This window comes from Atrimonas thermophila (assembly GCF_045864955.1).
GTDB classification, from domain to species: Bacteria; Atribacterota; Atribacteria; order Atribacterales; family Thermatribacteraceae; genus Thermatribacter; species Thermatribacter velox.
In genome coordinates this window covers 1-23,695 of sequence record NZ_AP028803.1, presented here as the reverse complement: position 1 = coordinate 23,695, position 23,695 = coordinate 1, and the positions used below count along the sequence as shown (strand labels likewise).

The 23,695-nt window shown below is 45.0% G+C and carries 22 protein-coding genes; 1 reads left to right on the top strand and 21 read right to left on the bottom strand.

What is annotated here, in order from left to right; translation table 11 throughout:
* Window positions 1-43 precede the first annotated feature (43 nt).
* From ACKTT1_RS00110 to ACKTT1_RS00090, 5 genes are read right to left on the bottom strand one after another with little or no spacing between them, the layout of a single operon-like run.
* Window positions 44-1,324, bottom strand: coding sequence for an ABC transporter substrate-binding protein (locus ACKTT1_RS00110; protein ID WP_369018148.1), 1,281 nt, complete (start codon window positions 1,322-1,324; stop codon window positions 44-46).
* Window positions 1,325-1,343: 19 nt separating this feature from the next.
* Window positions 1,344-2,309, bottom strand: a complete 966-nt coding sequence (locus tag ACKTT1_RS00105; protein WP_369018149.1) for a hypothetical protein — start codon at window positions 2,307-2,309, stop codon at window positions 1,344-1,346.
* Between the two features lie 40 nt (window positions 2,310-2,349).
* Entirely contained in the window at window positions 2,350-2,892 is a 543-nt protein-coding gene (locus ACKTT1_RS00100; protein ID WP_412709710.1) for a chromate transporter, read from the bottom strand.
* A complete protein-coding gene (locus tag ACKTT1_RS00095) occupies window positions 2,889-3,401 on the bottom strand; it encodes a chromate transporter (RefSeq protein ID WP_412709709.1) in 513 nt (170 codons plus the stop codon). Before ACKTT1_RS00095 ends, ACKTT1_RS00100 begins: the two co-directional genes overlap by 4 nt.
* Window positions 3,402-3,427: 26 nt before the next feature.
* Window positions 3,428-4,159, bottom strand: a complete 732-nt coding sequence (locus ACKTT1_RS00090; protein WP_412709708.1) for a GntR family transcriptional regulator — start codon at window positions 4,157-4,159, stop codon at window positions 3,428-3,430.
* A gap of 104 nt (window positions 4,160-4,263) precedes the next feature.
* On the opposite strand from ACKTT1_RS00090, the gene ACKTT1_RS00085 reads away from it, so the two are divergent.
* Window positions 4,264-4,875, top strand: a complete 612-nt coding sequence (locus ACKTT1_RS00085; RefSeq protein ID WP_412709707.1) for an IMPACT family protein — start codon at window positions 4,264-4,266, stop codon at window positions 4,873-4,875.
* A 64-nt stretch (window positions 4,876-4,939) separates the two neighbouring features.
* On the opposite strand, the gene ACKTT1_RS00080 is transcribed toward ACKTT1_RS00085, so the two are convergent.
* From ACKTT1_RS00080 to dnaA, 16 genes are all read right to left on the bottom strand, one after another.
* The gene (locus ACKTT1_RS00080) at window positions 4,940-7,540 is read right to left on the bottom strand and encodes a methyl-accepting chemotaxis protein (RefSeq protein ID WP_412709706.1); all 2,601 of its coding nucleotides are present in this window, start codon (window positions 7,538-7,540) and stop codon (window positions 4,940-4,942) included.
* A gap of 151 nt (window positions 7,541-7,691) precedes the next feature.
* A complete protein-coding gene (locus ACKTT1_RS00075) occupies window positions 7,692-8,246 on the bottom strand; it encodes a biotin transporter BioY (protein ID WP_412709705.1) in 555 nt (184 codons plus the stop codon).
* Between the two features lie 51 nt (window positions 8,247-8,297).
* On the bottom strand, window positions 8,298-9,275 hold the full coding sequence (locus ACKTT1_RS00070) for a biotin--[acetyl-CoA-carboxylase] ligase (protein WP_412709704.1): 978 nt from the start codon (window positions 9,273-9,275) through the stop codon (window positions 8,298-8,300).
* Window positions 9,241-10,359 carry a lysylphosphatidylglycerol synthase transmembrane domain-containing protein gene (locus ACKTT1_RS00065; protein WP_369018157.1) on the bottom strand — a complete coding sequence of 373 codons (1,119 nt, stop codon included), beginning with the start codon at window positions 10,357-10,359 and terminating at the stop codon, window positions 9,241-9,243. The genes ACKTT1_RS00070 and ACKTT1_RS00065 overlap by 35 nt, the downstream gene beginning before the upstream one ends.
* A gap of 17 nt (window positions 10,360-10,376) precedes the next feature.
* On the bottom strand, window positions 10,377-11,357 hold the full coding sequence (gene cbiB, locus ACKTT1_RS00060) for an adenosylcobinamide-phosphate synthase CbiB (RefSeq protein WP_412709703.1): 981 nt from the start codon (window positions 11,355-11,357) through the stop codon (window positions 10,377-10,379).
* Entirely contained in the window at window positions 11,350-11,946 is a 597-nt protein-coding gene (gene cobC, locus ACKTT1_RS00055; RefSeq protein WP_369018159.1) for an alpha-ribazole phosphatase, read from the bottom strand. The genes cbiB and cobC overlap by 8 nt, the downstream gene beginning before the upstream one ends.
* Window positions 11,943-12,845 (bottom strand): hypothetical protein, encoded by a 903-nt coding sequence (locus ACKTT1_RS00050; RefSeq protein ID WP_412709702.1) that lies wholly within the window; start codon window positions 12,843-12,845, stop codon window positions 11,943-11,945. Before ACKTT1_RS00050 ends, cobC begins: the two co-directional genes overlap by 4 nt.
* Window position 12,846: 1 nt before the next feature.
* Window positions 12,847-13,605 (bottom strand): adenosylcobinamide-GDP ribazoletransferase, encoded by a 759-nt coding sequence (gene cobS / locus ACKTT1_RS00045; protein WP_412709701.1) that lies wholly within the window; start codon window positions 13,603-13,605, stop codon window positions 12,847-12,849.
* Window positions 13,590-14,132 carry a bifunctional adenosylcobinamide kinase/adenosylcobinamide-phosphate guanylyltransferase gene (gene cobU, locus ACKTT1_RS00040; RefSeq protein ID WP_412709700.1) on the bottom strand — a complete coding sequence of 181 codons (543 nt, stop codon included), beginning with the start codon at window positions 14,130-14,132 and terminating at the stop codon, window positions 13,590-13,592. The genes cobS and cobU overlap by 16 nt, the downstream gene beginning before the upstream one ends.
* Window positions 14,110-15,186: an aminotransferase class I/II-fold pyridoxal phosphate-dependent enzyme gene (locus tag ACKTT1_RS00035; RefSeq protein ID WP_412709699.1), complete on the bottom strand. Its 1,077-nt coding sequence runs from the start codon at window positions 15,184-15,186 to the stop codon at window positions 14,110-14,112. Before ACKTT1_RS00035 ends, cobU begins: the two co-directional genes overlap by 23 nt.
* Complete coding sequence (gene gyrA / locus ACKTT1_RS00030; RefSeq protein WP_412709698.1) at window positions 15,183-17,618, bottom strand: DNA gyrase subunit A; 2,436 nt, start codon at window positions 17,616-17,618, stop codon at window positions 15,183-15,185. Before gyrA ends, ACKTT1_RS00035 begins: the two co-directional genes overlap by 4 nt.
* Before the next feature lie 17 nt (window positions 17,619-17,635).
* The gene (gene gyrB, locus ACKTT1_RS00025; protein ID WP_412709697.1) at window positions 17,636-19,546 is read right to left on the bottom strand and encodes a DNA topoisomerase (ATP-hydrolyzing) subunit B; all 1,911 of its coding nucleotides are present in this window, start codon (window positions 19,544-19,546) and stop codon (window positions 17,636-17,638) included.
* An 18-nt stretch (window positions 19,547-19,564) separates the two neighbouring features.
* Window positions 19,565-19,879 (bottom strand): DciA family protein, encoded by a 315-nt coding sequence (locus tag ACKTT1_RS00020; protein WP_412709696.1) that lies wholly within the window; start codon window positions 19,877-19,879, stop codon window positions 19,565-19,567.
* On the bottom strand, window positions 19,872-20,951 hold the full coding sequence (gene recF / locus ACKTT1_RS00015; protein WP_412709695.1) for a DNA replication/repair protein RecF: 1,080 nt from the start codon (window positions 20,949-20,951) through the stop codon (window positions 19,872-19,874). The genes ACKTT1_RS00020 and recF overlap by 8 nt, the downstream gene beginning before the upstream one ends.
* Window positions 20,952-20,957: 6 nt before the next feature.
* Window positions 20,958-22,052 (bottom strand): DNA polymerase III subunit beta, encoded by a 1,095-nt coding sequence (dnaN, locus tag ACKTT1_RS00010; protein ID WP_412709694.1) that lies wholly within the window; start codon window positions 22,050-22,052, stop codon window positions 20,958-20,960.
* A 175-nt stretch (window positions 22,053-22,227) separates the two neighbouring features.
* Window positions 22,228-23,595, bottom strand: a complete 1,368-nt coding sequence (dnaA, locus tag ACKTT1_RS00005; RefSeq protein ID WP_369018169.1) for a chromosomal replication initiator protein DnaA — start codon at window positions 23,593-23,595, stop codon at window positions 22,228-22,230.
* Between the last annotated feature and the right edge of the window lie 100 nt (window positions 23,596-23,695).

Here is a 23,695-nt window from a genome sequence, read left to right as displayed (position 1 = left end):
GTTTACAGGGGGCAACAACTATCCCCCTGTAAACTGGAATTGATCACTCAGACATCAGTTCTTCTATCTTCTTTGCAGCATCTTCCAAAGCTTCTTGCGGTTGCTTTTCCAAAAGCAAAGCCGAATGAATACTAGACTGCATTATATCTGATAACTGGGGATATTTGCTACCACTCAACGAGGAGGGGCGTACATTTCCTGCTTTCATGTATTGTTCAAACATCTTTAGTGCTGTCTTACCTTCCGAAAGTACCTCTGGTTGTTCAAAAACCGATTTCCTGGCGCTTAAATTACCCGTATGAAGAGTAAGTTTGAGCTGAGATTCTAGGTTAGTAAGGAAACTTACAAGCTTCCATGCTTCTTCCGGATGTTTAGAATAAGGATTGATAACCAGATTCCAACCGCCCAAACAAATGGTTCTGGTCTCAGGATGTCCTTCAAAATAAGGCACTCGCTGAAAATCCACTTTTCCAGCAACGTTTGAATCACTGGCATTAAGCATCGGCCAAACATAACTCTGTACCACCATAAAAATAGATCTGCCTTGTTGGAAAAGAACCCTCGCATCATCTGGTTTATAAGTAAGTACGCTCTCAGGAACCATTTTGTGTTTATAGAGCAAATCTACCATAAACTGGAGAGCCTTGAGTCCCTCTGGGCCATTGACAAGAACCTTACCTGAAGGATCAAAAAATTCTCCTCCCGCTCCCCAGAAAAACTGGAGATAATTCATGAATAAGCCCTCTATCCTCGCCCACATACTTACCAAACCAACCAAGTTCTCGTCTTTCTCTCCTGCCAGGACCTTTTTAGAGCTTTCTACCACATCTTCCCAAGTAGCTGGCACTTCAAGTCCATACTTGTCCAACAGGTCTTTTCTGTAAAAGAAGTGTATGCCGTTTATATAAAGAGGAACGCCGTAAACTTTTCCGTTTAGAAGAACAGGGTCTAACGCGACATCAATAAAATCTTCACGCGCTTTTTCAGAAAAGAAATCGTTTAACGGCCTGGCCCAACCATTGGCAGCGAATTCTCCACCCCAGATCATGTCGATAGCTATAACATCGGGGGTCGGGCTTCCACCAAGGAGGTTGGTTACATACAAACTATGTTGTTCCCCGGGTACTCCCGGAACCTTCATCCATTCTACGTTTATTTGAGGATTCTCTCTCTCAAATTCTTCCAACAAGTCTGGCAAGACATTTCCAACCTCCCGAGGCGAAATACCTAATACCACTTTTACAGCATCACCCGCCAGAGCATTTGCCACAAAAGAGAGCAAAATTAAAAGACTTACCAAAAGCACGACAACCATTTTTTCCATAATAATCCCTCCTTTTTGTTTATGCTAAATTAACAAAGCTTACACGCAACTCATGAGATCCATCTTCTCTAGCCCATTCAAAGTAAAAACATAACTTTTTATCTGCTACAACTGCGTCCACATAACGAAGGGAACCACTCGCATATGGAGAAACAAGCGCCGGACCTTCTGTAGAAATCTTGTGCCAATGAAAAAAATCAGTCGACTGAGCAATGCCGGTTTTCTCCTCGTAGTTTTCAGTAACATCCCTTGCTCCATCATAGAATCCTACGAAAACCGGAGGAACATAAATTACAGAGTTCAGACGACTCGCATACGCATCCCACCTTCCTTTTGTAGGAAATAAAACACCCCCCAACCACTCAAAAGCAATCCCATCCATACTAACAGCTAACCCTGAGCAAGATCTGATTAAACCTGTATTATATGCATCCGCAGTAGAGTGTAGTTCTTCAGGGCTCAACTCTGCTGATCTATCAACGTCTGCATAACTCACTAACATGTAATATGCATGTCCAAAAGTATAGACACGAGGATCTTTTACTCCTTCTGTACCCGTTTTTTGAGCAGTCAAAACTTCCACTCTTTTATCAACGCGGAAAGAATCTGGAGAACTACTCTCTATAACATCGATTTTCCAACGATTGTCGACAGGATTAACGTAACTAAGATACAAAAGCCATTTTCCCTCTTTGCCCTTCAGTATTGCCCCCCTTTCCAAGGAAGGAGTATCTAGTTCTTCCTTTTGAACTGACCAAACATCTTTGAAGTTAATACCATCTGAGCTTATCGCTATCCTGCCTTCAAACCCCCGTCCTCCTTTCTCGCCCTCTCTTGGTTTGCGCAATCTATAAAAAAGATAAAAAAGTCTTGTTTCTTGATCATAAAAAGCACCAGGAGCACCAGCCCACCAACCCTTTCCCGTACCTAAAGGTTCTTTTACCAATAAACCTTTGAGCGGATCAAACAATCGAGAAAATCGCACCAGTTCTGCCTCCTTTGTATATACAAATTATCATTTATAATTATATTCCTAACTTCAGACCTGTCAACCCTGTTAAAATTCCCACCAAACCGCACAAAAGAAGCACCAGAATGGGGTCCATTTTCCGGTAATAAATCAAAAAGAAAGCCAGGATAGCTACAAAAACGGTAAACCAATCCTTTATTCCTCGGTGGGCAATGGAATAACAGGCCATACCCATCAGAGCCAGAACTGCAGGTCGTAAACCTCGCAGGAAACTCTGCACTCTACTGTCGTGCTCAAAAACGGAAAGAAAGCGATACACCAGAAAAACTAGCAAAAAAGAAGGAAAACAAAAGGCTATGGTGGCCACAAGGGCACCCCAGAAACCAGCCACCTTGAAGCCAGCGTAAGTGGCTGAATTGATCCCGATGGGTCCTGGAGAAAGCTCAGAGAGGGTAACCAGCTCCAAAAATTCTCCGTTTTGCAGCCAGTGATAATTCTCCACCACTTCTTTTTCAATAAGGGGAAGTGCTGCCGCACCTCCTCCAAAGGCAAAAAAACCCACTCGTAAGAAAGCAAGAAAAAGTTGCAAATAAATCATCGTTTTCTCACCAGACCCACAAGTCCGCCCAAAACCACAATCCAGAGAGGATGCACATCAAAAAAGAACACAAAGAGAAAAAGTAAAACGGCAACAATGACTTCTTCAATTTGCTTCAAGGCGCTTTTCCCAAGATCCACAATGGCTCCTCCAATGAGCGCAGCAATGGCTGGAGTAGCTCCATAAAAAAATCTTTTCACAAGCAAAATTTCTTTATAACGTAAAAAAAGAGTGGCCAGAACTAAAATAACCACAAAAGAAGGAAGGGCTGAACCCAAAAGTGATACCAGAGCTCCACTTCCTCCAGCCAGCTTTCTACCAACGAAACAAGCAGTATTTATGGCAATTGCTCCCGGAAGGCTCTGGGCGACAGAGACACCTTCGATAAACTCTTCTTCACTTAGAAAATTCCTTTTCTCCACCAGTTCCTGCTTGATGAGAGGCAACATGGCATAGCCTCCACCCCAGGTGAAAGCCCCGATTTTCAAAAAAGAAAAAAAGAGCTGCATCAAAATCCTTCTTTTCTTTCTTTTACTCAAGCCTTGAGCTCCACGCTGTAGCGGCATTGGTCAGCCCTTATGATGCTTTTTCTGTATTCAAAAGGAACCTCATTCTCATCAAAAGTAATTCTTCTCACTAAAAGTGCAGGAAATCCTTCTTCCACGCCAAAAAGCGCCGCTTCCTGTTGATTCATTCTCACCACCTCAAACTCTTCTCTTGCCCGACTTACCTTCACCCCCATTTTGGAAAAAAGGTCATAGATAGCTCCTCGCTCAAGGGCAGTAACTTCATGCGATATTTCTTTAAAAGAAAACGGTAAGTAAATTCTTTCCAGGATAACGGGAAGGTCATCTGCAAAGCGAAGTCTTTCGATCAAAAACACTCTATCCTCGGAAATAGAAAGCTTTCCTTTAACCGAAGAGGGGGCTTGCACAACCTCCATCCGTAACACCTTCGACGAAAGCACAACTCCTCGCTCCTGCAAGTCCTTCGCAAAGCTGTAAAAATGAGAAAGGTCCTGAGATATTTTCTTCTCGGCCACAAAAGTACCCCGACCTTGCTTGCGGTAGATAAGTCCCTCAAGCTCGAGTTCCCGGAGAGCCTGAGCCACTGTGCCCCTACTCAGGCCATATTCTTTACATAAATCAAGCTCGGTGGGTATTTTATCTCCTTCTTTCCACTCTCCACTTTCGATTTTTTCACGCAAAATCTGGCTCAACTGATGATAAAGAGGTACTGGACTGCTTTCATCAAGTAGTTTTCTCATTTCTCATTACCTCCATTACGTATAAACAATTATACTAATATTCATAAAGTAATTCAACCTTTCGAAGATGCATTATAATATATCTGAAACAGAGGAGTTTGAAAATGCCACAAACTATAGCTCAGGAAAGTGAAGCAACACTGAATATCGAACGTTCCAGATTCATAGCAAAGAGTTTCCGGGTTACCAGCCCTCAGGAGGCTCGCAAAGTCCTCAAAGAGATGGTCAGGGAATTTCCCGATGCCACCCATCACTGCTTTGCCTGGCGGATAGGTGCAGAAAAAGTGGAAGAGTTTGCCTCTGATGCCGGTGAACCACCAGGAAGCGCTGGAAGACCTATTCTTGGAGCCATAAAAAAATATCAGCTTACCAACACCATGGTGGTTGTAGTGCGCTACTTTGGCGGAAAAAAGCTGGGTGTAAAAGGGCTCATTAAAGCTTACGGAGAGGCAGCTCAGCTTGTTCTTGCGAAATCAGGTACTCAGGAATTTAAACCACAAATACACTTTGCCTTTGAGGTAGATCCTGTCTATTTCAATCTCTTTATCGCTCGTCTTCAATCAGTAGTTGGGAACGAGGGAACTATGGATATAGACAGCAAACTCTTGAAGGTTTCCTTAACTTTACCTTCCAAAAAAGAAGAGAAGATCGCCGAGTTCATTGGGAAAGCCCAGAAAGAGGGTTGGCTTTCTTCTTTTTATGCAAAAAATGATTGAAAACCAGGCAGGGGAAACAGGAATAGGTTGTTTCCCCTGCCTGCAGAAAGTCCAATCTGGTGCTTCAGATTTTGAATTTTCTCAGATCTTCCTCCAGAGCTTCAGCAATCCTGGCAGTCTCCTGAATGGTCCTGTTCATTTCCTGAAGTGCAGCGTTTTGTTCTTCTGCTGAAGCTGCCACCTCTTCAGCAGAAGCTGCGTTTTCTTCAGAAATCGAAGCTACGTCGTTTAAGTTTCCAAAAACTTCCTGAGACAGAGCTACAATTTCCTGGGTCTTTGAGTAGCTGTCTCTGGAGATAGAAGCCATTTCTTTAATGATTTCTGCAATGCGACGTGACGATTCATCAACTCTTGAGAAAGATTGAGCTATGGCTTCAACTTCCCGGGTTACCACCTGATTAGTATTATAGATATCGCCAAAGGCTTCTTGTACGCTGGATACAGCCTGGCTTCCTTTCTCTACCCTTTCTTGACTTTCATTCATGGACTTCACCGCCTTTTCGGCTTCCTTCTGAACCTCAGAAATGAGTTTGGCAATACGTTGCGCAGCCTGGGCAGACTCTTCAGCCAGTTTTCTCACTTCTTCAGCCACCACGGCAAAACCTCGTCCAGCATCTCCAGCTCTGGCTGCCTCAATGGCTGCATTCAAAGCAAGAAGGTTGGTTTCTTCGGCTATACCAGTTATCAAATCTGTAATACTTCCAATTTCTCGAGAGCTTCGCCCCAGCTCTTCAACAATTTTCCCAACCGAACTCACTGACTCCTTAATTTCCTCCATAGCCGAGACAACTTCTTCCAGAGTGCCCTGACCTTTTTCAGTAGCTGAGAAAGCCTGTGAAGCAGCTTCTCTAACTTCCTGAATATTGCCTCCAGTCAACCCGACACTCTCCAGCACCCTGTCCACCTCATCCAGAGCTTGCGAAGCCTGTTCAGACTGTTTCAGGAGCTGAGCAGCCATATTCTTCACTTGCTCCACCAGCCGTTCCATATCCTGAGATACTCCACTCAGCGACTGACTCTGCTCCTCAGAACCCTTAGCGACTTGGGAAATGGTCTGCGCAATCTGTTCTCCAGTGTGGGAAATCTCTTCCGAGCTGTGTTCCAGGGTTTCCATGGCCTTCATGATTTCCTGTCCGGATTGGGCTACCTCACTCATAAACTCTCGCAATGCCGAGGAAGCAGCGTTGAGAGAACGGAAAAGAATTCCCATTTCATCTTTACGCTTTTCCTGAATGTTTTGAGTAAGATCTCCTTTTTCAAGAACCTGGGCAAAGGCCACTCCGCGGTTCAAGGGCTTTATAATGCTTCGGGTGAGCAACGTCCCCAGCAAAATCGCCAGAACAATCACAAACCCGACTATGAAATAAAGAATCCGATTCATCCTGTCTTTAACTGTCTGAAGCGAGAGCAGTGCTCCGTTGAAGTTGTCAAGCACTGTTTGGTATAGAGCGTCTATGGATTCGCTAATTTTGGTCTGGGCACCCTCTGAAGACACCAGAGCATTTTCAAGTTGGCTATCGAGCAAGCTGAGATAGCCATCCATTTGTACTACCTTGCGCCAGGCTTCCTTAAGGGGCTTCCAGCGCTCTGTAATCACCGTATCGACTGATCCGGGAGCATAGGTTTCTGCAAAAGTACCCTGTAGGAAGCCGTCCAGAAGAGTTAAAGTAGCTTCGACTTTTTTACGTTCTTCCTCTTTTTTGTCTGGATCCGAGAGGATCAGGAAATTTTTGGACCCCGCAGAAAGCGCCTGGAGCTCTTCTATGTAAGAATCCAGACGCAGTCCCTGTAAAGCATCAAAAGCTTTATTGTAAGCCCGGTAGAACTCCAGAAATGCCGAATCCACATTGCTATCCCCTTCTCCCCGTATCGCTGACTGCAAGCTTTTCCACTTTTCAGCCAAGGTAGCCATCAAGCCGGTGAGCTCTTCCTTTTTTGCATCCGAAAGCATGGGAGAATTAGCAAGGTCCCTTTCCAGGGCTTGTAGGTAGGAGTCGATAGAAGCGCCGATTCTCCCTTCGGGGTCGTCGGTTGCAGCAAATCGGAAAGCGAGGTAGTAAACGTTACGCAAGGGATCCGACAAGTTTTCCACGGCACCACTTACAGCCTTTATGAACCTGGTAATCACCTCCAGAGGTTCATCCATGCTTAAAGAAGCCATACTTCGTTCCTTCTGAATGGAGAGCCATTCTCGCCAGGCTTCCCGAACATCCTGTGAAGTAATGCGGCTTTCGATGTAAACACTCCTTGCAGTTTGAATAGAGCGATAAAGAGGGTTATCCTGAGGAACAGCTTGCAGGGGATAGGGGAATTTCTCCTGTTGCCATATTGTATAATAGTCCGACTTTTTAAATTCCTCGGAATCGCTGCCCAGACGCAAAACCTCGAAATAAGTCATAAAGCGATCGTCCACCCGTACAAAATCTTCCTCCAGCGATTCCAGGGCATTCAGGTCCTTCTCCTGCAGATAAAGCGCTACCAGGGCCTGATTTTCGGCAATCAAATCCTTGAGGCGAGAAACAACCATTAAAAGAGGAACTTCCTGACGAACTCCCTGCAAAGAGGTTTTAACCTCCATAAAAGAATAAATCGCAAACCCCCCACAAAAAGCCGTCAGCAAAGCCAGGATAAAGAAAGAAAGTGATACCTTAGTCTTTATTCTCAACCAAGAAACCTCCCTTCTTGCTTTTTAATATATATCGGCCAAATCCCCAAAAACTTTAGACCTAACGAGGTATTTTTAATGAACAAAAGAGATTCTGGTCTTCACAAAGGAGTTAAGGGTCGGGTATCTTCTAAAAAGGAATAAAAAACACCTACGCAGCTATTCGGTCCTTGGTCTTCCAGAACAACATCCCTGCCAGGAACGCCTTCACAACATCGAAGCCCAGAAAAGGATAAAAACCAATCTGCAAAACCTGATTAAAGCCGATGGGCCTTCCCATAAACAAAGAAAAAGCCAACCATAGGTAAAAAAGACCTGGAAGATAAATAATGAGCATCCCCAACTCTGAAAGGAAAATTACTCCCAGTATGCTTCTTCTGAAAAACTTCTTATCCTTTAGGGCGGAAATTAAAAAGGCTCCCAGGATGAAACCCAGCAGAAAACCGAAAGTAGGCTTAAACAAATAGGTGGGACCTCCAAAAGGCGGTGATGCAAAAACTGGCAACCCCAAAAGACCCAGCAGGACATAGGCTGAGAGGGACCAGAATGCTTCTTGTGGCCGAAGTAACCATCCAGAAAGAACCACAACAAAAGGCAGAACACTGAAAGGAACCACTCCCTGGGCATAGCGAGAAAAAAGCGAGGACACCACGCAAAGAGCGACTACCAAAGCACAACGAGCTAACCGCAACGACTGAAAGCGCATTGTCTCACCCCCATTTGGTTAACCAATATATATCAATAAGTTAACCAAAAATCAAGGGGTGACCAGCTCGCCCCAACTTATCTTTTTTCTTTCACCCCCTGAATTAATCCACAGTGAGCCATCCAGGTCAATATCTTCAGCCAAGCCTTCCAAGATCTTGCCTGAAACCGCTATCTTCACCTCTTTCCCCAGGGTAGCCAGTCTTTTTTTTAGTTCTGGATACAGGGAAGCAAGATTGGCCTCTCTTTCCCAGTGTCCCAGGTATTTTGAAAGCTTGTTCAACAAATTTTCCAGAAGAAACAGCCGGTGGTGTTTTTTCAAGGAAACTTCTAAAAGCGAAGTTGCTGTAAGCTTCAAATCTTCCGGAAAATCTTTTCTCAATAGATTGACATTAAGGCCGATACCAATTACCACATACCTAAGAACCTCGGCCTCGAAATCGCCCTCAACCAGTATCCCGGCCACCTTCTTCCCATCAATCAACACATCGTTGGGCCATTTAATTTCTGGTCCCAGACCTTCTTCTTCGAGAGCGAGACTCACCGCCAATCCACAGACAAGAGGCAAAGAGGTAAAGCCTGACCATAAAGAAAGATTCGGCCGGATCAAAAGGGAAAAAGTCAGGCTTTTCCCAGGAAGCGAAAACCAGCTCCTTCCTTTCCTTCCCTTGCCCCGGGTTTGACTCTCGGCTATAAAAAGGCTCCATGACGGTGCGCCTTGCAGGGCTTCTCTTTTGGCCCATTCATTGGTAGAATCCACTTGATCTTCGCAGAAAACACTCACCGGAAAGGAAAACCTTGAAAAATAAGCTTCAAGATATTCCCTGAAGAAAACATCAGGCAATTCGAACAATTTGTATCCCTTGCGAGAAGATATTACAGGGAATCCCCGGGATTTCAGCTTTTCCATTTCCTTCCAGATAGCTACCCTGCTTAAAGAAAGGCGTTTGGCAAGTTCCTCACCAGATACCCAATCTCGAGAGACAAGCAACGCTTTAAGAATTTCTTTCTCCAGGGAGCTTCTGAGCATAGTTTTCGCTCCTTTTGGTGATAAGCTTTCCGTTTTCACCCGAATACCCGCCTGCGCTCTGCACGATCCGGAAGAAGGTTACTCCTCCAATTACCATAGGGAGATAAAAGGTTACCGCTCTCCACAAAAGAACAAACATGCCTACCCGATAAGCACCCACAAAGCGAGCGAAAACAGAAGCCATAGAAACTTCCACTCCTCCGCTTGCCCCCGGGGAAGGCACAAAGGAAAAAACGTAAAAAAGAGGAGCCTGAGTGCCCAGAACCCGTAAATAATCAGCCTTCACGCCCATGGCTGCCAGCACAAAATAAGCAACGGAGAAAATAAGCGTGTACTGCACCATATAACAGCCGATATTCCAGACCAGATACTGGGGCTTTTGAAAGAAGAGAATCCGGAAACCCCTACGAAAGTCTTCAAAAAATTCGTGCACCCATTCTCGAACACTCTCTTCAGAAAAGCGAATTTTCCTAAAGTGGCGTTTAACGAAATTTATGCCCCACTCGGTAAGTCTGAAAAGTATCTGAGGGCGATACAAAAAAGAAAAAAGGAGCACCATGACACCCGCATAGAAAATGACAAAAGAATACAAAAGCTTTAACAGCACTCCTTGCAGAACAAAGCCGATATGAAAGGCAAAAATGAGCAAGAAAAGCAAAAGAAGGAGGCTAACCTGATACAGAATGCCACAAATTACCACCAGACTCCCTGCCTCCCCCCAGCTCATACCTGCACGGGTAAGAACATACATTTGAGCCGGGCTACCACCGGTACTGAAGGGAGTTATGGTCGACATGAAATATCCGGCAAGCACCGTACTCAGCGCATCCTGTAGGCGAATGCTTTTGTTCCAGGCCCGAGCACTCAGAAAGACTCTCAATCCATCCAGAAACCAGGCAGCAAACATCAACAAAAAACCCACCAAGTAAACTCCAAAGTGAAAACGAGCAAAATCAATCTCAGGTGGTACCTCGAAAAAGGAACCAACAGAAAAAATAATCACAATACTACTTATACTTATAAGAACAGATAGCAAAACTCGTTTTTTTAGTGAAGCAGGACGATACTTTTGCGGCTCGTGCATAGGGGTACACCCTCCGTTTAAATACCAAAAATGGGATAACCGACCCGCCAAGCAAAAAGAGCCAGAACCAGCAAAGCAAACCAGCTACCCAACCACAAAAGAGAAAGGGCTTCCTCAATTCGTTCCGGAACAAGCTCCCGAAGGGCCTCTCCAAGAAAGGGCCTTTCCTCGCGCTTGCCCTGGTAATAGTTTACGCCCCCCAGCCTCACCCCAAGAGCACCAGCCATGGCTGCCTCGGGCCAACCTGCATTGGGACTGGGATGAAAGCGGGCATATTGAAAAGCGGTAGTCAAAGCCCTCTTTGGCGATTTCCCCAAGAGCAAAGCAGCTATTCCCAGAAACAAAGCACTCAAACGAGCAGGGATAAAATTCAATAGGTCATCGAGGCGTGCCGAAGCAAAACCAAAGAAAAAATAGCGGAAATCCCGGTAACCCAGCATGGAATCAAGGGTGTTAACCACTTTGTAAATGAGAATCCCCAAACCTCCGAAGAGCGAAGCATAAAAAAGAGGAGCCACTACTGCATCGTTGAAGTTCTCGGCGAGAGACTCAACGCAAGCTCTGACCACTTCCCATTCTGCCAGGTGTTCAGTATCTCTGCCCACCAAGTTCCGAAGGTTTTTCCTGGCCTCTTCCAGGTTTCCCTTTTGAAGGGCCAGGAAAACCTTTTTGCCACTTAACCAGAGCGAGCGGAAAGCGAGCAAAGAGAAAACCAGATATATTTCTACCATCCAGTAAACAAGCGGCAAATTTTTTCGCATAAACCAACCCAGAAAACCATAAGCCAGGCCGGTACCACCCACCAGCAAAAAAACTACCACAAAGCCCAGTATGAATTCCTTGCGAAAGCTCCTGTGTTGAGGGAAAAGCAAGCGTTCAAGTTTCTCTATGGCCTTACCCACCCAAACCACAGGGTGCCAGCGACCAAAAGGGTCCCCTAAGAATGAATCTAATACAAAACCCACCACCATACGTAAAAGGGCTAACACTTCAAACACCGTTATTTTGAATCAATTCTACTCTCGGAAATTCTTCGCGGTTAACCCCAATTTTCACCAAAACACCGGGATCCAGCAAAACATGAAAAGTGGACGCAAACTCGATGTTCATGGCTTTAACCAGAAAACAACGAATAACCCCAGCATGGGTAACCAGCAGGTAGCGACCATTTCTCATTTTCAGGAGTTTATCCCAAAAAGAGCTTACTCTGGAAAGCACTGTTTTGAAGCTTTCTCCTCCAGGCGGCGTAAAACCCAGGGGGTCTTTTTTCCACTCCTTTACTTCTACCGGATACTCTTTTTCAAGCTCTGCCCAAGACTTGCCCTCCCAGGAACCGAAAGAGCGTTCTTTAATTTCGGGAACAATGTCGATGTCGTCATCTGGAACCAGAATTCGAGCTGTTTGATGGGTTCTCAACATGGGACTGCAAAACACTCTCTCAAAAGAAAGTCCTCTTAACAAGCTCTGGTGTAATTTTTTGATTCTCTCCTCACCCTTAGGAGAAAGCGGAATATCACTCCAACCCGCAAAAAAACCCTTTTCTGTTGCTTCAGTATCTCCGTGTCGCAAAAGATATATTTCCTTCATGGCCTGATTATTCTTACTCCTCCCCTCACTGCTCCAGTTACCCAACAGCTTACCGCTTCTTTTTGAAGACATTCTTTCACCCTGCGAAGCATCTCCGTATCAGAGTAAACCCGGCGATCAAAAAGCACTCCTACGGCTTTACCAGTATGTGCTCTGTTCACACCCAGCGCCCCGGTATATTTCATCTCCTCTCGCAAAAGATCGAAAAGCCTTTCCCGGTTTACCTCCTGCAAGATAGAACCACTGAGTGTAGCAGCTCTACCAATTAAAGAAAGATCTCCCTCTTCAAGACCTCTTTGAATCATGTCCAGAGCCCTTCGCACTTCTTTGGCAAAATAAAGCCAGTTTTTGCGCAGTTTTGTCCTGTCCACTTCCACGGTTTCCACTTTACCGGGAAGCTCGCAGACTACAACTCCCAGATACACCGGCACCGGAAAGCGAATAACCACCTTTCCAGAAATATGATCAAAAACGCAAAAATCGGAGAACAAGGTGCTGTCGGTGGGTTCCACTCTCAGGGCAATCCGAGCTATCTCTTCTTCCGAAGTCTTTCTTTTCAAAAGCGCAGAAAGTGCACCCAATAGAGCAGCGATATCTGCTGTGCTGGAAGCAAAACCCTTTCCCTCAGGCAGTGCCTTCCGTCTTTTAAAAGATACTTTTCCCCGAAGCTCTTTAAACCCCCATTCGCTCAGGGCTATCTCCAGGGCTCTGGCACTTTTCCACAACCTCTGAGTGTACTCTTTATTTTCCTCTTCCTGCCAGGTCCCAAAGGGTTTCTCTTTCAGGATAACCTCCATCTCACTATAACGAGCGATGGTTAGCGAAACCAGAATCTCTGTATCCTCGAGGTAACCCTGGAAAAGCTCTCCCATGCTACCTGGACTCAGAGCTCGCACCATATCAAATCCTCCCAACCAGAAGAAAAAGCAGCTCTCCCAGTTCCACCGCTGTTCCCATCACATCCCCATTTAAAAAGCCCAGCATTCGAGCAACTCTCTTCACGAATGAGTAAATAATAACAAAGCAGAAACAAATTTTCAAAAAAAGCAAAACGTTACCGAAAAGAATGGACACAACAGCAACCAGAATCAACCACAACCAGAAAGCAGTGCTTCGGGGTTGACTTAAAAAAATGCTTCCCAGCCCCGACTCCCGAAGCAAGGAGCGACCAAAGCAAATAACCCCCAGTAAAAAAAATCTGGCTGCCAAGGGAGCCAGTACTATTACTTCCCCACTCTTAGTTTCCGATAACAGAAACAACTTAAAAGTTAGAACTAGAAAAAGCGCTACTGTCCCAAAAACGCCCAGGGAAGAATCTTTAAGAATGCGCTCTCGTGCTTCCTTGCTAAAAACTGGAGCCCCCAGTGCATCCGCTACATCAGCCAAACCATCAAGATGCAAGCCTCTAGTGAGCAGAATCCAGGTGGTTAAAGCCAGAAGTGCGGGAAGAAACGAAGTACCAAAGATAAAATGGGTTCCCCAAAATACACCATATACTCCACCACCGATTAAAAGACCCACCAGCGGAAAGAAAACGCTGGATAGTGCTACTTCTTCTGGCTCGTCGCTCTCCCTGGCCAGCGGCAAAATGGTTAAAAAGCCAGCAGCAATTCTTACCAGCCGTAACCAGCGAACAAAGCGACTTATTTTAGTTTCCACGGCACTCCTGCAACTACCAAAAAGACTTCGTCAGCTTTCTGGGCCAACCACTGGTTGACCTTACCCTGGAGATCCCTAAATTGCCTGCCCAAAAAATTCTCAGGAACCACCCCGCAACCCACTTCGTTACTGACCAGGGCCAAAAAAAAGCCTTCCCGGGATTGCTTTCTAAAAAGCACCTCCAGTTCTTCAGTAACTCTCATAAAAACTTCTTCCGGCTCCTTATCCCGAAGGAGCAAATTGCTCACTAAGAAGGTAACACAATCCAACAATACTCCACATCCAGAAAAATCTCTATCCTCCACCTCCTGAAAACCAAAAGGAACCTCAAAGGTTTCCCAGTTCTCGGAACGTCTCCTGCGGTGTAAAGCTATTCGTTCTGCCATCTCTTGATCCGTAACCACACCTGTTGCCAGGTAAACCCGCTTTGGGCTCGCTTCTTCCACTCTCTGCTGAGCCAGAGAGCTTTTACCGCTCCTTGCGCCACCAATGAAAAGCACTTTTCTACCAAGAATTCCTGAGACCATCCACGAACTCCTCCAGTGCTCCCAGAAAGCGCCTGTTTTCAGAATGGGTGCGCAGCGAAATTCGGTAAAAATTCCTATCCAGACCCCAGAAATCAGAGAGACTTCTAATTAGCATCCCTCGCTGGTAAAAAAAGGAATAAAGGTCAGCCTTTGAGTCCAAAACCCGAAACATATAGAAATTGACCCGAGATGGATAGAGCAATACAACATCAGAAAAGGCTTTCCAGTGCTCCTCAAGATATTCTTTTTCTTTTTTGAGGTTCTTTATGGTGGTTTCTCTGAATGCTGAAAGATCGCTTTCGGAAAGAATTTTTAGCGCTGAAGCCAAGACAGCATTAACCGACCAGGGTTCGATATGCTCTTTAAGAGAGTACACGTTGGAGGGGTGGGTCAATAAAAAGCCTCCTCTTAATCCAGGAATGGAAAAGTATTTGGTTAGCGAACGCACCACAAAAAGGCGCCGATAATCCGCAATTTTTCCAGAAAAAGAGGTTTCTTCGTTCATAAATTCCTGGAAGACTTCGTCCACCACCAGAAAAATCCCTTTCTCAAGAACATACTCCCACACAGCTTTTAAAAAACCTTCCGGGTAAGGGTTGCCGAGCGGATTGGTGGGATTACCCATAATAAGGATATCCGGGTGGGTAGTAAAGAGTAACTTCAAGCTTTCTTCTGTTTCTTCGTCACCGAGATAAAAGAAGTGTTCTATTTTCTTGCCCCCCAAGCGAAAGGCAAGGGAATATTCAGTAAAGCAAGGCTCGATAATAGTTACTCTTTTTCCTTCCAGTATTCTCCCCAAAAGGTAGATACCCTGTGTAGCTCCATTACAGGGAAGAATTGTCTCTCCAGAAAAGCCGTATATCTGGGCAATCCAGTTCTGAAACAGCTCAATATCCAGTGGAGGATAGGTACTTACCCACTGCCACATCTTGGACCAGTTTTTACGAAGAACCGGTGGTGGTCCCCAGGGATTTATGCTGGCGCTAAAATCCAGAAAAAGAGAACCCTGCTTCTCCCTTTCTTCAAACAACCGACCACCATGAACCCTGCTCATTCTTTCTCCACCAGCGCCAACGAGGAAATGGAATCTCCTCGATCCAGCCTGATAAGACGCACACCCTGGGTAATTCTACCTTGAACGGGTATCTCCAAGCTATTTATGCGGATAAGCATCCCTTTCTGGGTGGAAACCAACACATCGCCTTCTTCACAGATGGGCAGAATATCCACCACTTTTCCCGTGCGCTGGCTAACCCTCATGACCCTAAGTCCCTTGCCACCTCGATGATGGCAGGGGAAATCGGAAAGGTCCAACTTTTTACCCATGCCCCGTTCAGAAACCACAAGTACAAAACGAGCCCTGGAGAGCGAACAAGCACCAACTACTTCATCACCGCTGCGCAGGGTTATTCCCCGCACACCTGAAGCACTGCGCCCCGTGGAACGCACTTCTTCTTCCAGAAAGCGAATGGCGTAACCACCTGCACTAACTACAAAAATTTCCTCACTGCCAGAAGTCAGGAAAACCCGAGAGAGTTCTTCATCCTCGTCAAGCTTGATCACCCGTATACCCCTTCGAGTTATGGAGACCAGCTCCAGAAGGTCCAATCTTTTTACCTTTCCCCGGCTGGTAACCATAAAAAGATAACGGGCTTCGCCGAAATCCTTGAGTGTCAAAAAGGAAAACACCCGCTCTCCTTCCTCCAGAGGAAGCAGATTAACAAGATGCGTTCCTTTAGCCTGACGACTTGCTTCCGGAAGCTGATAGGCCAGAAGTTGAAAGGCCCTGCCTTTGCTGGTAAAGAAAAGCACTCGGTGCAAGGTGGTAGAGACTGCAACCTGGCTCACAACATCTTCTTCTTTAATGTTCATTGCCGACACACCCTTACCACCTCTCCCCTGACGACGGTAAGCCTCAAGGGCCACTCTCTTAACATAGCCATCCCGGGTAAGGGTAATCACCACATCTTCTTCGGGAACCAGGTCTATTTCTTCGATAGTTTCCTCTTCTTCGACAATCCTGGTCCTTCTCGCATCCCCAAACTTTTCCTTAATCTCAAGCAGTTCCTTTTTAATCACCTCGAAAAGAGTCTGTTGGTCGGAAAGAATCTTCTTTAGTTCCTGAATTTTTTGAAGGAGCTCCTGATGCTCTTTCTGCAACTTTTCTCTTTCCAGAGCCACCAGTCTCTGAAGGCGCATTTCAAGAATTGCCTGAGCCTGCTTTTCAGTGAAACCAAAGCGGATCATCAACCGTTCTCTTGCCTCTTCCACATTGCTGGAGCTGCGAATGGTCTCAATTACCATATCTATCATGTCCAGCGCTTTCAAAAACCCTTCTACAAGGTGAATTCTTTCTTCGGCCCGACGCAGTTCAAAAGTGCTTCTGCGCAAGACAACCTCCTTGCGGTGTTCAATGAAGTGGCGCAGGGCTTCTACCATACCCATTACCTCGGGCCTACCATTCACTAAAGCAAGGAGAATAACCCCAAAACTAACCTGCAAAGCAGTGTGTTTGTAGAGGTAGTTGAGAATGAACTGAGGATTGGCTCCCTTTTTCAACTCCAGGACTACACGTATTCCTTCCCGGTCCGATTCATCGCGAACCTCGCCTATATCATTTAGCTTCTTCTCCTGGACAAGCCGGGCTATGTGCTCAACCAGACTTGCCTTATTCACCTGGTAGGGCAACTCTTTGATAACAATTGCCTTCTTACCTTTGCCAATCTCTTCAACCTCAGCCTCTCCCCGGATAACCAGCTTCCCTCGACCTGTATGAAAGTAATCCTTAATGCCTTTTCTTCCAATTACTTTTCCATAGGTAGGAAAATCCGGACCGGGTATAACTTTCAAAAGGTCTTTCCAGCTGGCCTGGGGTCGGTCAATGAGCAGTAGAGCACCATCTATAAGCTCTGAGAGATTGTGAGGGGGTATATTGGTAGCCATCCCGACAGCAATACCTGAGGCACCATTAGCCAAAAGCTGAGGGAAAGAAGCTGGAAGCACAACCGGTTCCTGTGCTGATTCATCGAAGTTAGGCATAAAATCCACGGTTTCTTTCTCAATATCTCGCAACATTTCTTCAGCAATGGAAGCCATCCTGACTTCGGTATAACGCATTGCTGCCGGGGGGTCTCCATCTATGGAACCAAAATTACCGTGACCATCGACCAGGGGATATCGGAAGGTGAAGTCTTGCGCCATGCGCACCAGTGCATCATAGACCGCCATGTCCCCATGGGGGTGGTACTTTCCAAGCACATCACCAACCACTCGAGCACTCTTGCGGTAAGCTTGAGTGGAACGAAGGCCCATTTCATACATAGAATAAAGTATGCGCCGCTGAACTGGCTTCAAGCCATCTCGAACATCTGGGAGAGCCCGTCCCACAATTACGCTCATTGCGTAACTCAGGTAGGCCTCTCGCATTTCATCTTTTATATCAACTGTTACGATACGTTCTCCCCGATTGTTGGTCACTTCAGACATCGCAAGCCTCCCAAAAACTAAATATCGAGATTAACAACTTCTCGAGCGTGCTCCCGGATAAATTCGCGTCGTGGATCGACCGCGTCTCCCATTAAAATACTGAAGATTTCCTCCGCTTCCAGGGCGTCCTCAAGAGTAACCTTTTTCAGAGTTCTGGTCTCAGGATTCATAGCAGTCATCCACAACTGCTCGGGGTTCATTTCTCCAAGACCTTTGTAGCGCTGGATAGAGTATTTCTTTCCCTTCAAATTTTTCAACAGAGACTCCAACTCCTGATCGCTGTAAGCATAATAGTCGTTTTTCCCTTCCCGCACCCTATAAAGCGGAGGTAGAGCAATATAAATATAGCCCTCCTCAATGAGCGGCCTCATATAGCGGTAAAAAAAGGTTAAAAGCAGGGTACGGATATGCGCTCCATCAACATCTGCATCAGTCATAATGATGATTTTGTGATACCGTAATTTTTTTTCCGAGAAATCAGCTCCCAGACCGCAGCCCAGTGCCGCCACAATGTTACGAATTTCCTCGCTCGACAGTATCCGACTCATACTGGCTTTTTCCACATTAAGAATCTTACCTCGCAAGGGCATTATAGCCTGGAATTGACGGTCCCTACCCTGTTTGGCTGAACCACCCGCAGAATCCCCTTCCACAATAAATATTTCCGATTTTAACGGGTCCTTCTCAACGCAGTCAGCCAGCTTCCCGGGCAAACTGGTAGATTCAATACTGTTTTTTTTACGGGCTATTTCTCGCGCCTTGCGAGCCGCCTGACGAGCTCTGACTGACTGAAGAACTTTATTCACAATGGCGCGTGCAATACCCGGATTTTCCTCAAAAAAGGTAGACAAAAACCGCATAGTAGTCTCTTCCACTAAACTCTTCAATTCTGCATTGCCCAGTTTGGTTTTGGTTTGACCTTCAAATTGGGGTTCTGGAAGTAAGATATTGACCACCGCACATAAGCCCTCTCTTACGTCGCTGCCGTTGGGGTACTCATCTTTATTTTTAACTAATTCGTACCTGGCAATGTAATCATTGATTACCCGAGTCAGTGCCGTTTTAAAACCTACAACGTGGGTACCACCTTCCGCCGTGCGGATGTTGTTGGCGAAAGAGAGCACATTTTCAAGATAGCCATCATTATACTGGAGAGCCACCTCTATCTTTACGTCATCTTTATTTTCAGAAAAATAAATAGGTTCCGGGTGAATAGTGTTTTTACCCCGATTCAGGTGCTCCACCAGCGATTTGATTCCACCTTTGAAGTGGTACTTACGCTCTTTACCGCTGCGTTCATCAACGAGCTGTATCGTTAAGCCCTCATTTAAGAAGGCAAGCTCCTTAAGGCGCTGAGCAACAATATCGAAATGGAAATTCGTGTCCTGGAAAATCTCGGGGTCTGGCTTAAAGCGAATTTTAGTACCTGTATGATCGGTGACACTAATTGGTCTCAAGTTTTCAATGGGTACACCCCTTCTATATCTCTGTTTCCAGATTTTTCCTGCTTGCGCAATTTCAACTTCCAGCCATTCTGACAAGGCGTTAACAACTGAAATACCGACTCCGTGCAAACCACCAGAAACCCGGTATACACCCTTATCGAATTTCCCACCGGCATGAAGTTTGGTAAGTACCACCTCAACAGCTGGTCTTCCAGCTTCGGGATGGATATCAGTAGGAATACCCCTACCGTTATCGGCCACGGTGACGCTTCCGTCGGTATGGAGAATCACCTTTATTTCATCACAGTAACCAGCAAGCGCCTCGTCAATACTGTTGTCCACCACCTCGAAAATAAGATGGTGCAAACCTTCCAGCCCAACGTTGCCAATATACATACTTGGACGCTTTCTTACTGCGTCCAGTCCTTCCAAAACTTTTATTTTTTCTGCGCTATATAGGGAATCTCCTGCATTCATCTTCATAGAACCAGCTTCACCTCATTAACCACAGAATATTTTCAACCTATCAACAACAATTCCCTCTTTTTTAAATTTTTCCTTGATTTCCTCTTCCCGACCTCTCACCTCGAGCACCCGGGTTGGTTCTGCAACCCTTATATAGAGGGTACCTTCTACAAAACGCAGTGCTTCACAAAAAGACGCTATTTCCGGGAACAAGTCCTGAAAGCTGCCAACCGCACGGTAAATAGCAACTTTACCAGATAAACCTTGCTTTTCAAGGACTTCCTCTAAAATATTACCAATCAAGACAGGTTCTTTACAAAAAAAACGAGTGGTGCCCTCCTCATCAGGCATCTTTTATCACTCTACCCCTCTCCAGATAAAAACTCCGGGTTTCTTCTTCAGGCAGAAGCTTTTTCCACTGCAACTCAGTAGTCGTGATAAACACTTGCTCCTCTCGAAAAACATCTCTAAGTAGAAACCGCCTTCTCTCTTCATCAAGGTCAGAAAAAACATCATCCAGTAAAATCACCACACCATAGCCCTTGGTAGATTTTATCACACTCGCTTCAGCAAGGCGTAGAGCTAAAGCGAGAGTTTTCTGTTCTCCCCAGGATGCAAAACTCCTTAAGTTTCTATTCTCTCTGATAAACTCTAAGTCATCGCGATGAGGACCACAGGAAGTAAAACCCCTTTCTCTGTCAAGAGGAAGAGCATCTCCAAGAGCTTTAAACAAAGCATCCCCAATTTCTATTTCCCCGTTTACGGCATACCCTGAAGTGCGATATCGTAAAATAACTTTACTGGCCTTATCTTCTATCCTTTCGCGGTATTTTTCAAAGAAAGGCGATAATAAGGCCAGATATTTTAAACGAGCCTTTACAATCCTGGAGCCCACCTCTGCTATCTTTTCAGTATATACGTCGAGTAGCTCTCGATTAAGTGGTTGCTTGAGAAGACAATTTCTTTGCTGAAGGATATCCCCGTAAGTCTTCAAAAGCAGTCTATAAGTTGGAGAAATAAAGGAAATAGCCTCATCCAAGAACTGACGTCTCTTAAAGGGGTTGCCAGAAATTATCTCCAAATCATCGGGGAAATACCCTACCACACAATCTCTCTTTTTCTCTTTCCGGTTATCCAGTCTCCAATCCCTCGCCTCAAGTCCTATCTTAACCTCTTTTTTAAAAAATAACTCACCGTCTCTAATAGTGGCGCCAAGATAAGCTTGAGTTTTTCCCCAGCGAATAAAATCTTCATTACGGTTCCCGCGAGGCGAGAAACCTCGTCCCAAGAAAAAAATAGCTTCTAAGAGATTACTCTTTCCTTGAGCATTACCCCCCCAAAAGACGTTAAAACGCTTTCCAAAAGTGAGTTCCGTGTCCTCTATATTCCTCCAATTCAAAAGAGCAAGCCTTTCAAAATACATTATTTGCTATTCTTCCAAACGGGTGGTCACTGGCATGAGCACATATCGAAAATCTTCTTTTTCACCGAAGATCATAGTAGGAGATAATTCACCACTTATACCTATGGACACTTTTTCCCAGGAGATCACTCTCAAAGCATCGGTGAGATATTTAACGTTGAAAGCAATTTTTATTCCCTGACCGTCTATAACAGCTGGAATTTCCTCCTTAGCTACTCCCCAATCCTGAGAAACACAGGATAAAACGAGAGATTTATCGCTCAGCTCAAAATCCACCACTCCTATTTCCCCCGAAACCACAACGGAAACCCTCTCCAGGGCCTCAAGGAGCACATCTCTATCAACCAATACCGTAACCACAAAGTTATCTGGAATAACCTGTTTGTACTCAGGAAATTCTCCCTCGATAAGTCTCGAAAAAAGAGTGAGTTCTCCACTTTCAAATAAAATGTCTCCATCACCAAGTGCTACCTTTATCTCTCCCTCTGCCAAACGGACAATCTCCATAGCCACTTTCTGAGGCACAATAACTCGCGTTTCCTTCCCAGATTGGAGAGTTTCCACCCTGCTTATGCTTAAGCGATGGCCGTCAGTAGCTGCCAGTTCAAGGTAGCCTTCAGTAAAGTTAAATTGCAAACCGGTAAGAGGAGGTCTCGTTTCATCTTTAGAAACTGCGAAGCTGGTTTGCATAACTGCCTCTTTCAGTCTTTCTGCGGATATTAAATAATAACCGTCGTCGGGAAAAGGTGGGAACAATGGAAAGTCCTGAGCTGGAAAGCCACTTAATTTATAAAAGCTTTTTCCAGAAGACAACTCAATGTTGTTCCCTGAAACCTGAATAGTCACTTTATCCTTTAAAAGTCTGGAAAGGTTGTAAAGAACCTTTCCGGGAGCTACCACGCTTCCCTCTTCCAGCACAGACGCATTACAAACAAAAGAAAGGCCCATTTCCAGGTCCGAAGCAAGTAATTTAATTTGGTCCGAACCTACTGTCTCCATGAGGATACCCGAGAGAACAGGTAGAGGCGGTTTTGAGGATACTCCTTTGTATACTTTAGCCACCGCTTTTTTCAATTCCTCTCGAGAGATTTCGATTTTCATGTTTTCCCATCACTCCTCTTGTCTATTACTACTATCTTTAAAATATAACAAAAAAGGAGTAGTAATAGGCAATTGAAATTTTCTGGAAAAGTACCTGAACTGACTTTTAGACTTTGGATACAGCTTTTTAATAAACCATTAATAAACTGTAAAAGAGCTGTAGATAAACTGTGTTTTATTCTGCCAGTGACTTGATCTTTTCTATTAATCCACTTATTTCTTGAGCAAGTTGTGGATTTCTTTCCATATCGCTTTTGATTTTTTCAAAAGCGTGCAGAACAGTAGTGTGATCTCTTCCTCCAAACTCACTTCCTATGGAGGGAAGGGAAAGATCGGTGAGCTCCCTTGCCAGATACATGGCGATTTGGCGAGGATAAGCCAGTTCCTTAGTTCTTTTTTTCATCTTCATAGCTGAAGGCTTAATATTGAAGTGTTCAGCTACCACTTTCTGAATGGCTGCCACACTTATTTTTTTGGGATGCTTGCGGGGGATAATGTCCTTTAAAATTTCCTGGGCTATTTCTACAGTAGGGCTTATCTGATTCAGAGTACAGAAGGCTTTTATTCTAACCAGGGCTCCTTCCAGTTCCCGGATGTTAGAAGGAATTTTATCTGCTATAAAATAAATAACTTCGTCGGGAACTTCAATCATTTCCAATTCCGCTTTTTTACGTAAGATTGCGATACGAGTTTCAAGATCCGGAGGTTGGATGTCAGCAATAAGTCCCCATTCAAATCGAGAGCGAAGACGATCTTCTAAGGTGGGTATCTCTTTTGGGGGCCTATCGCTGGTAAGTACAATTTGCTTAAAGGCTTCGTATAAAGCATTAAAGGTATGAAAAAACTCTTCCTGGGTTCTCTCTTTACCGGCTAAGAATTGGATGTCGTCTATTAAGAGTACGTCAACGCTACGATACTTTTGCCTGAACTCCTCAGTTTTATCGTCTCTTATGGCGTTAATGAGTTCGTTAGTGAATTTCTCCGAGGACGCATATACGACTCGAAGTTCCGGGTTGTTACGAATGATATGATGACCTATAGCATGCATGAGGTGAGTTTTACCTAAACCCACTCCTCCGTAGATAAAAAGTGGGTTGTAGGAACGGGCGGGACCCTCAGCTACCGCAAAAGCTGCAGCGTGTGCAAATTTATTACCATTTCCCACCACGAAACTTTCGAACGTATAACGAGGATTTAAGTTAGGTTTTTCGAAATCCTGGTTACTGCCCGTTACTGTTGTTGTTCTTTTGTCGCTGGTTTCTGGGAAAAGCTTTCCGTCTACTACTACTTCGATGTTGGATAACGCTTCACGATTTCCCATTTGGGCGATTACCCCTTGCAGGGCCTGGAATATGGTTTCCAGATATTTTGCTTCCAGTTTTTCCTTCGAAAACTCGGTGGGTACGGCAACGGTTAATTTCCTATCCACAAGGGCAACTGGTATGATTGGCTCTATCCAGGCCTTAAACTCAGGGACGCTGAGCTGTTTTTCAACAATTTTTAGAGCACTTTTCCACAAGTTATTAAGACTTTCACGAGTCATTTTTTATGATTCCCCCACTTTTCAGGATTAATTCACAAAATTATCCACAAGACCCACCTAAATAGCCTTAATACTGATTTTTTCTGGTTTATTTTGTGCT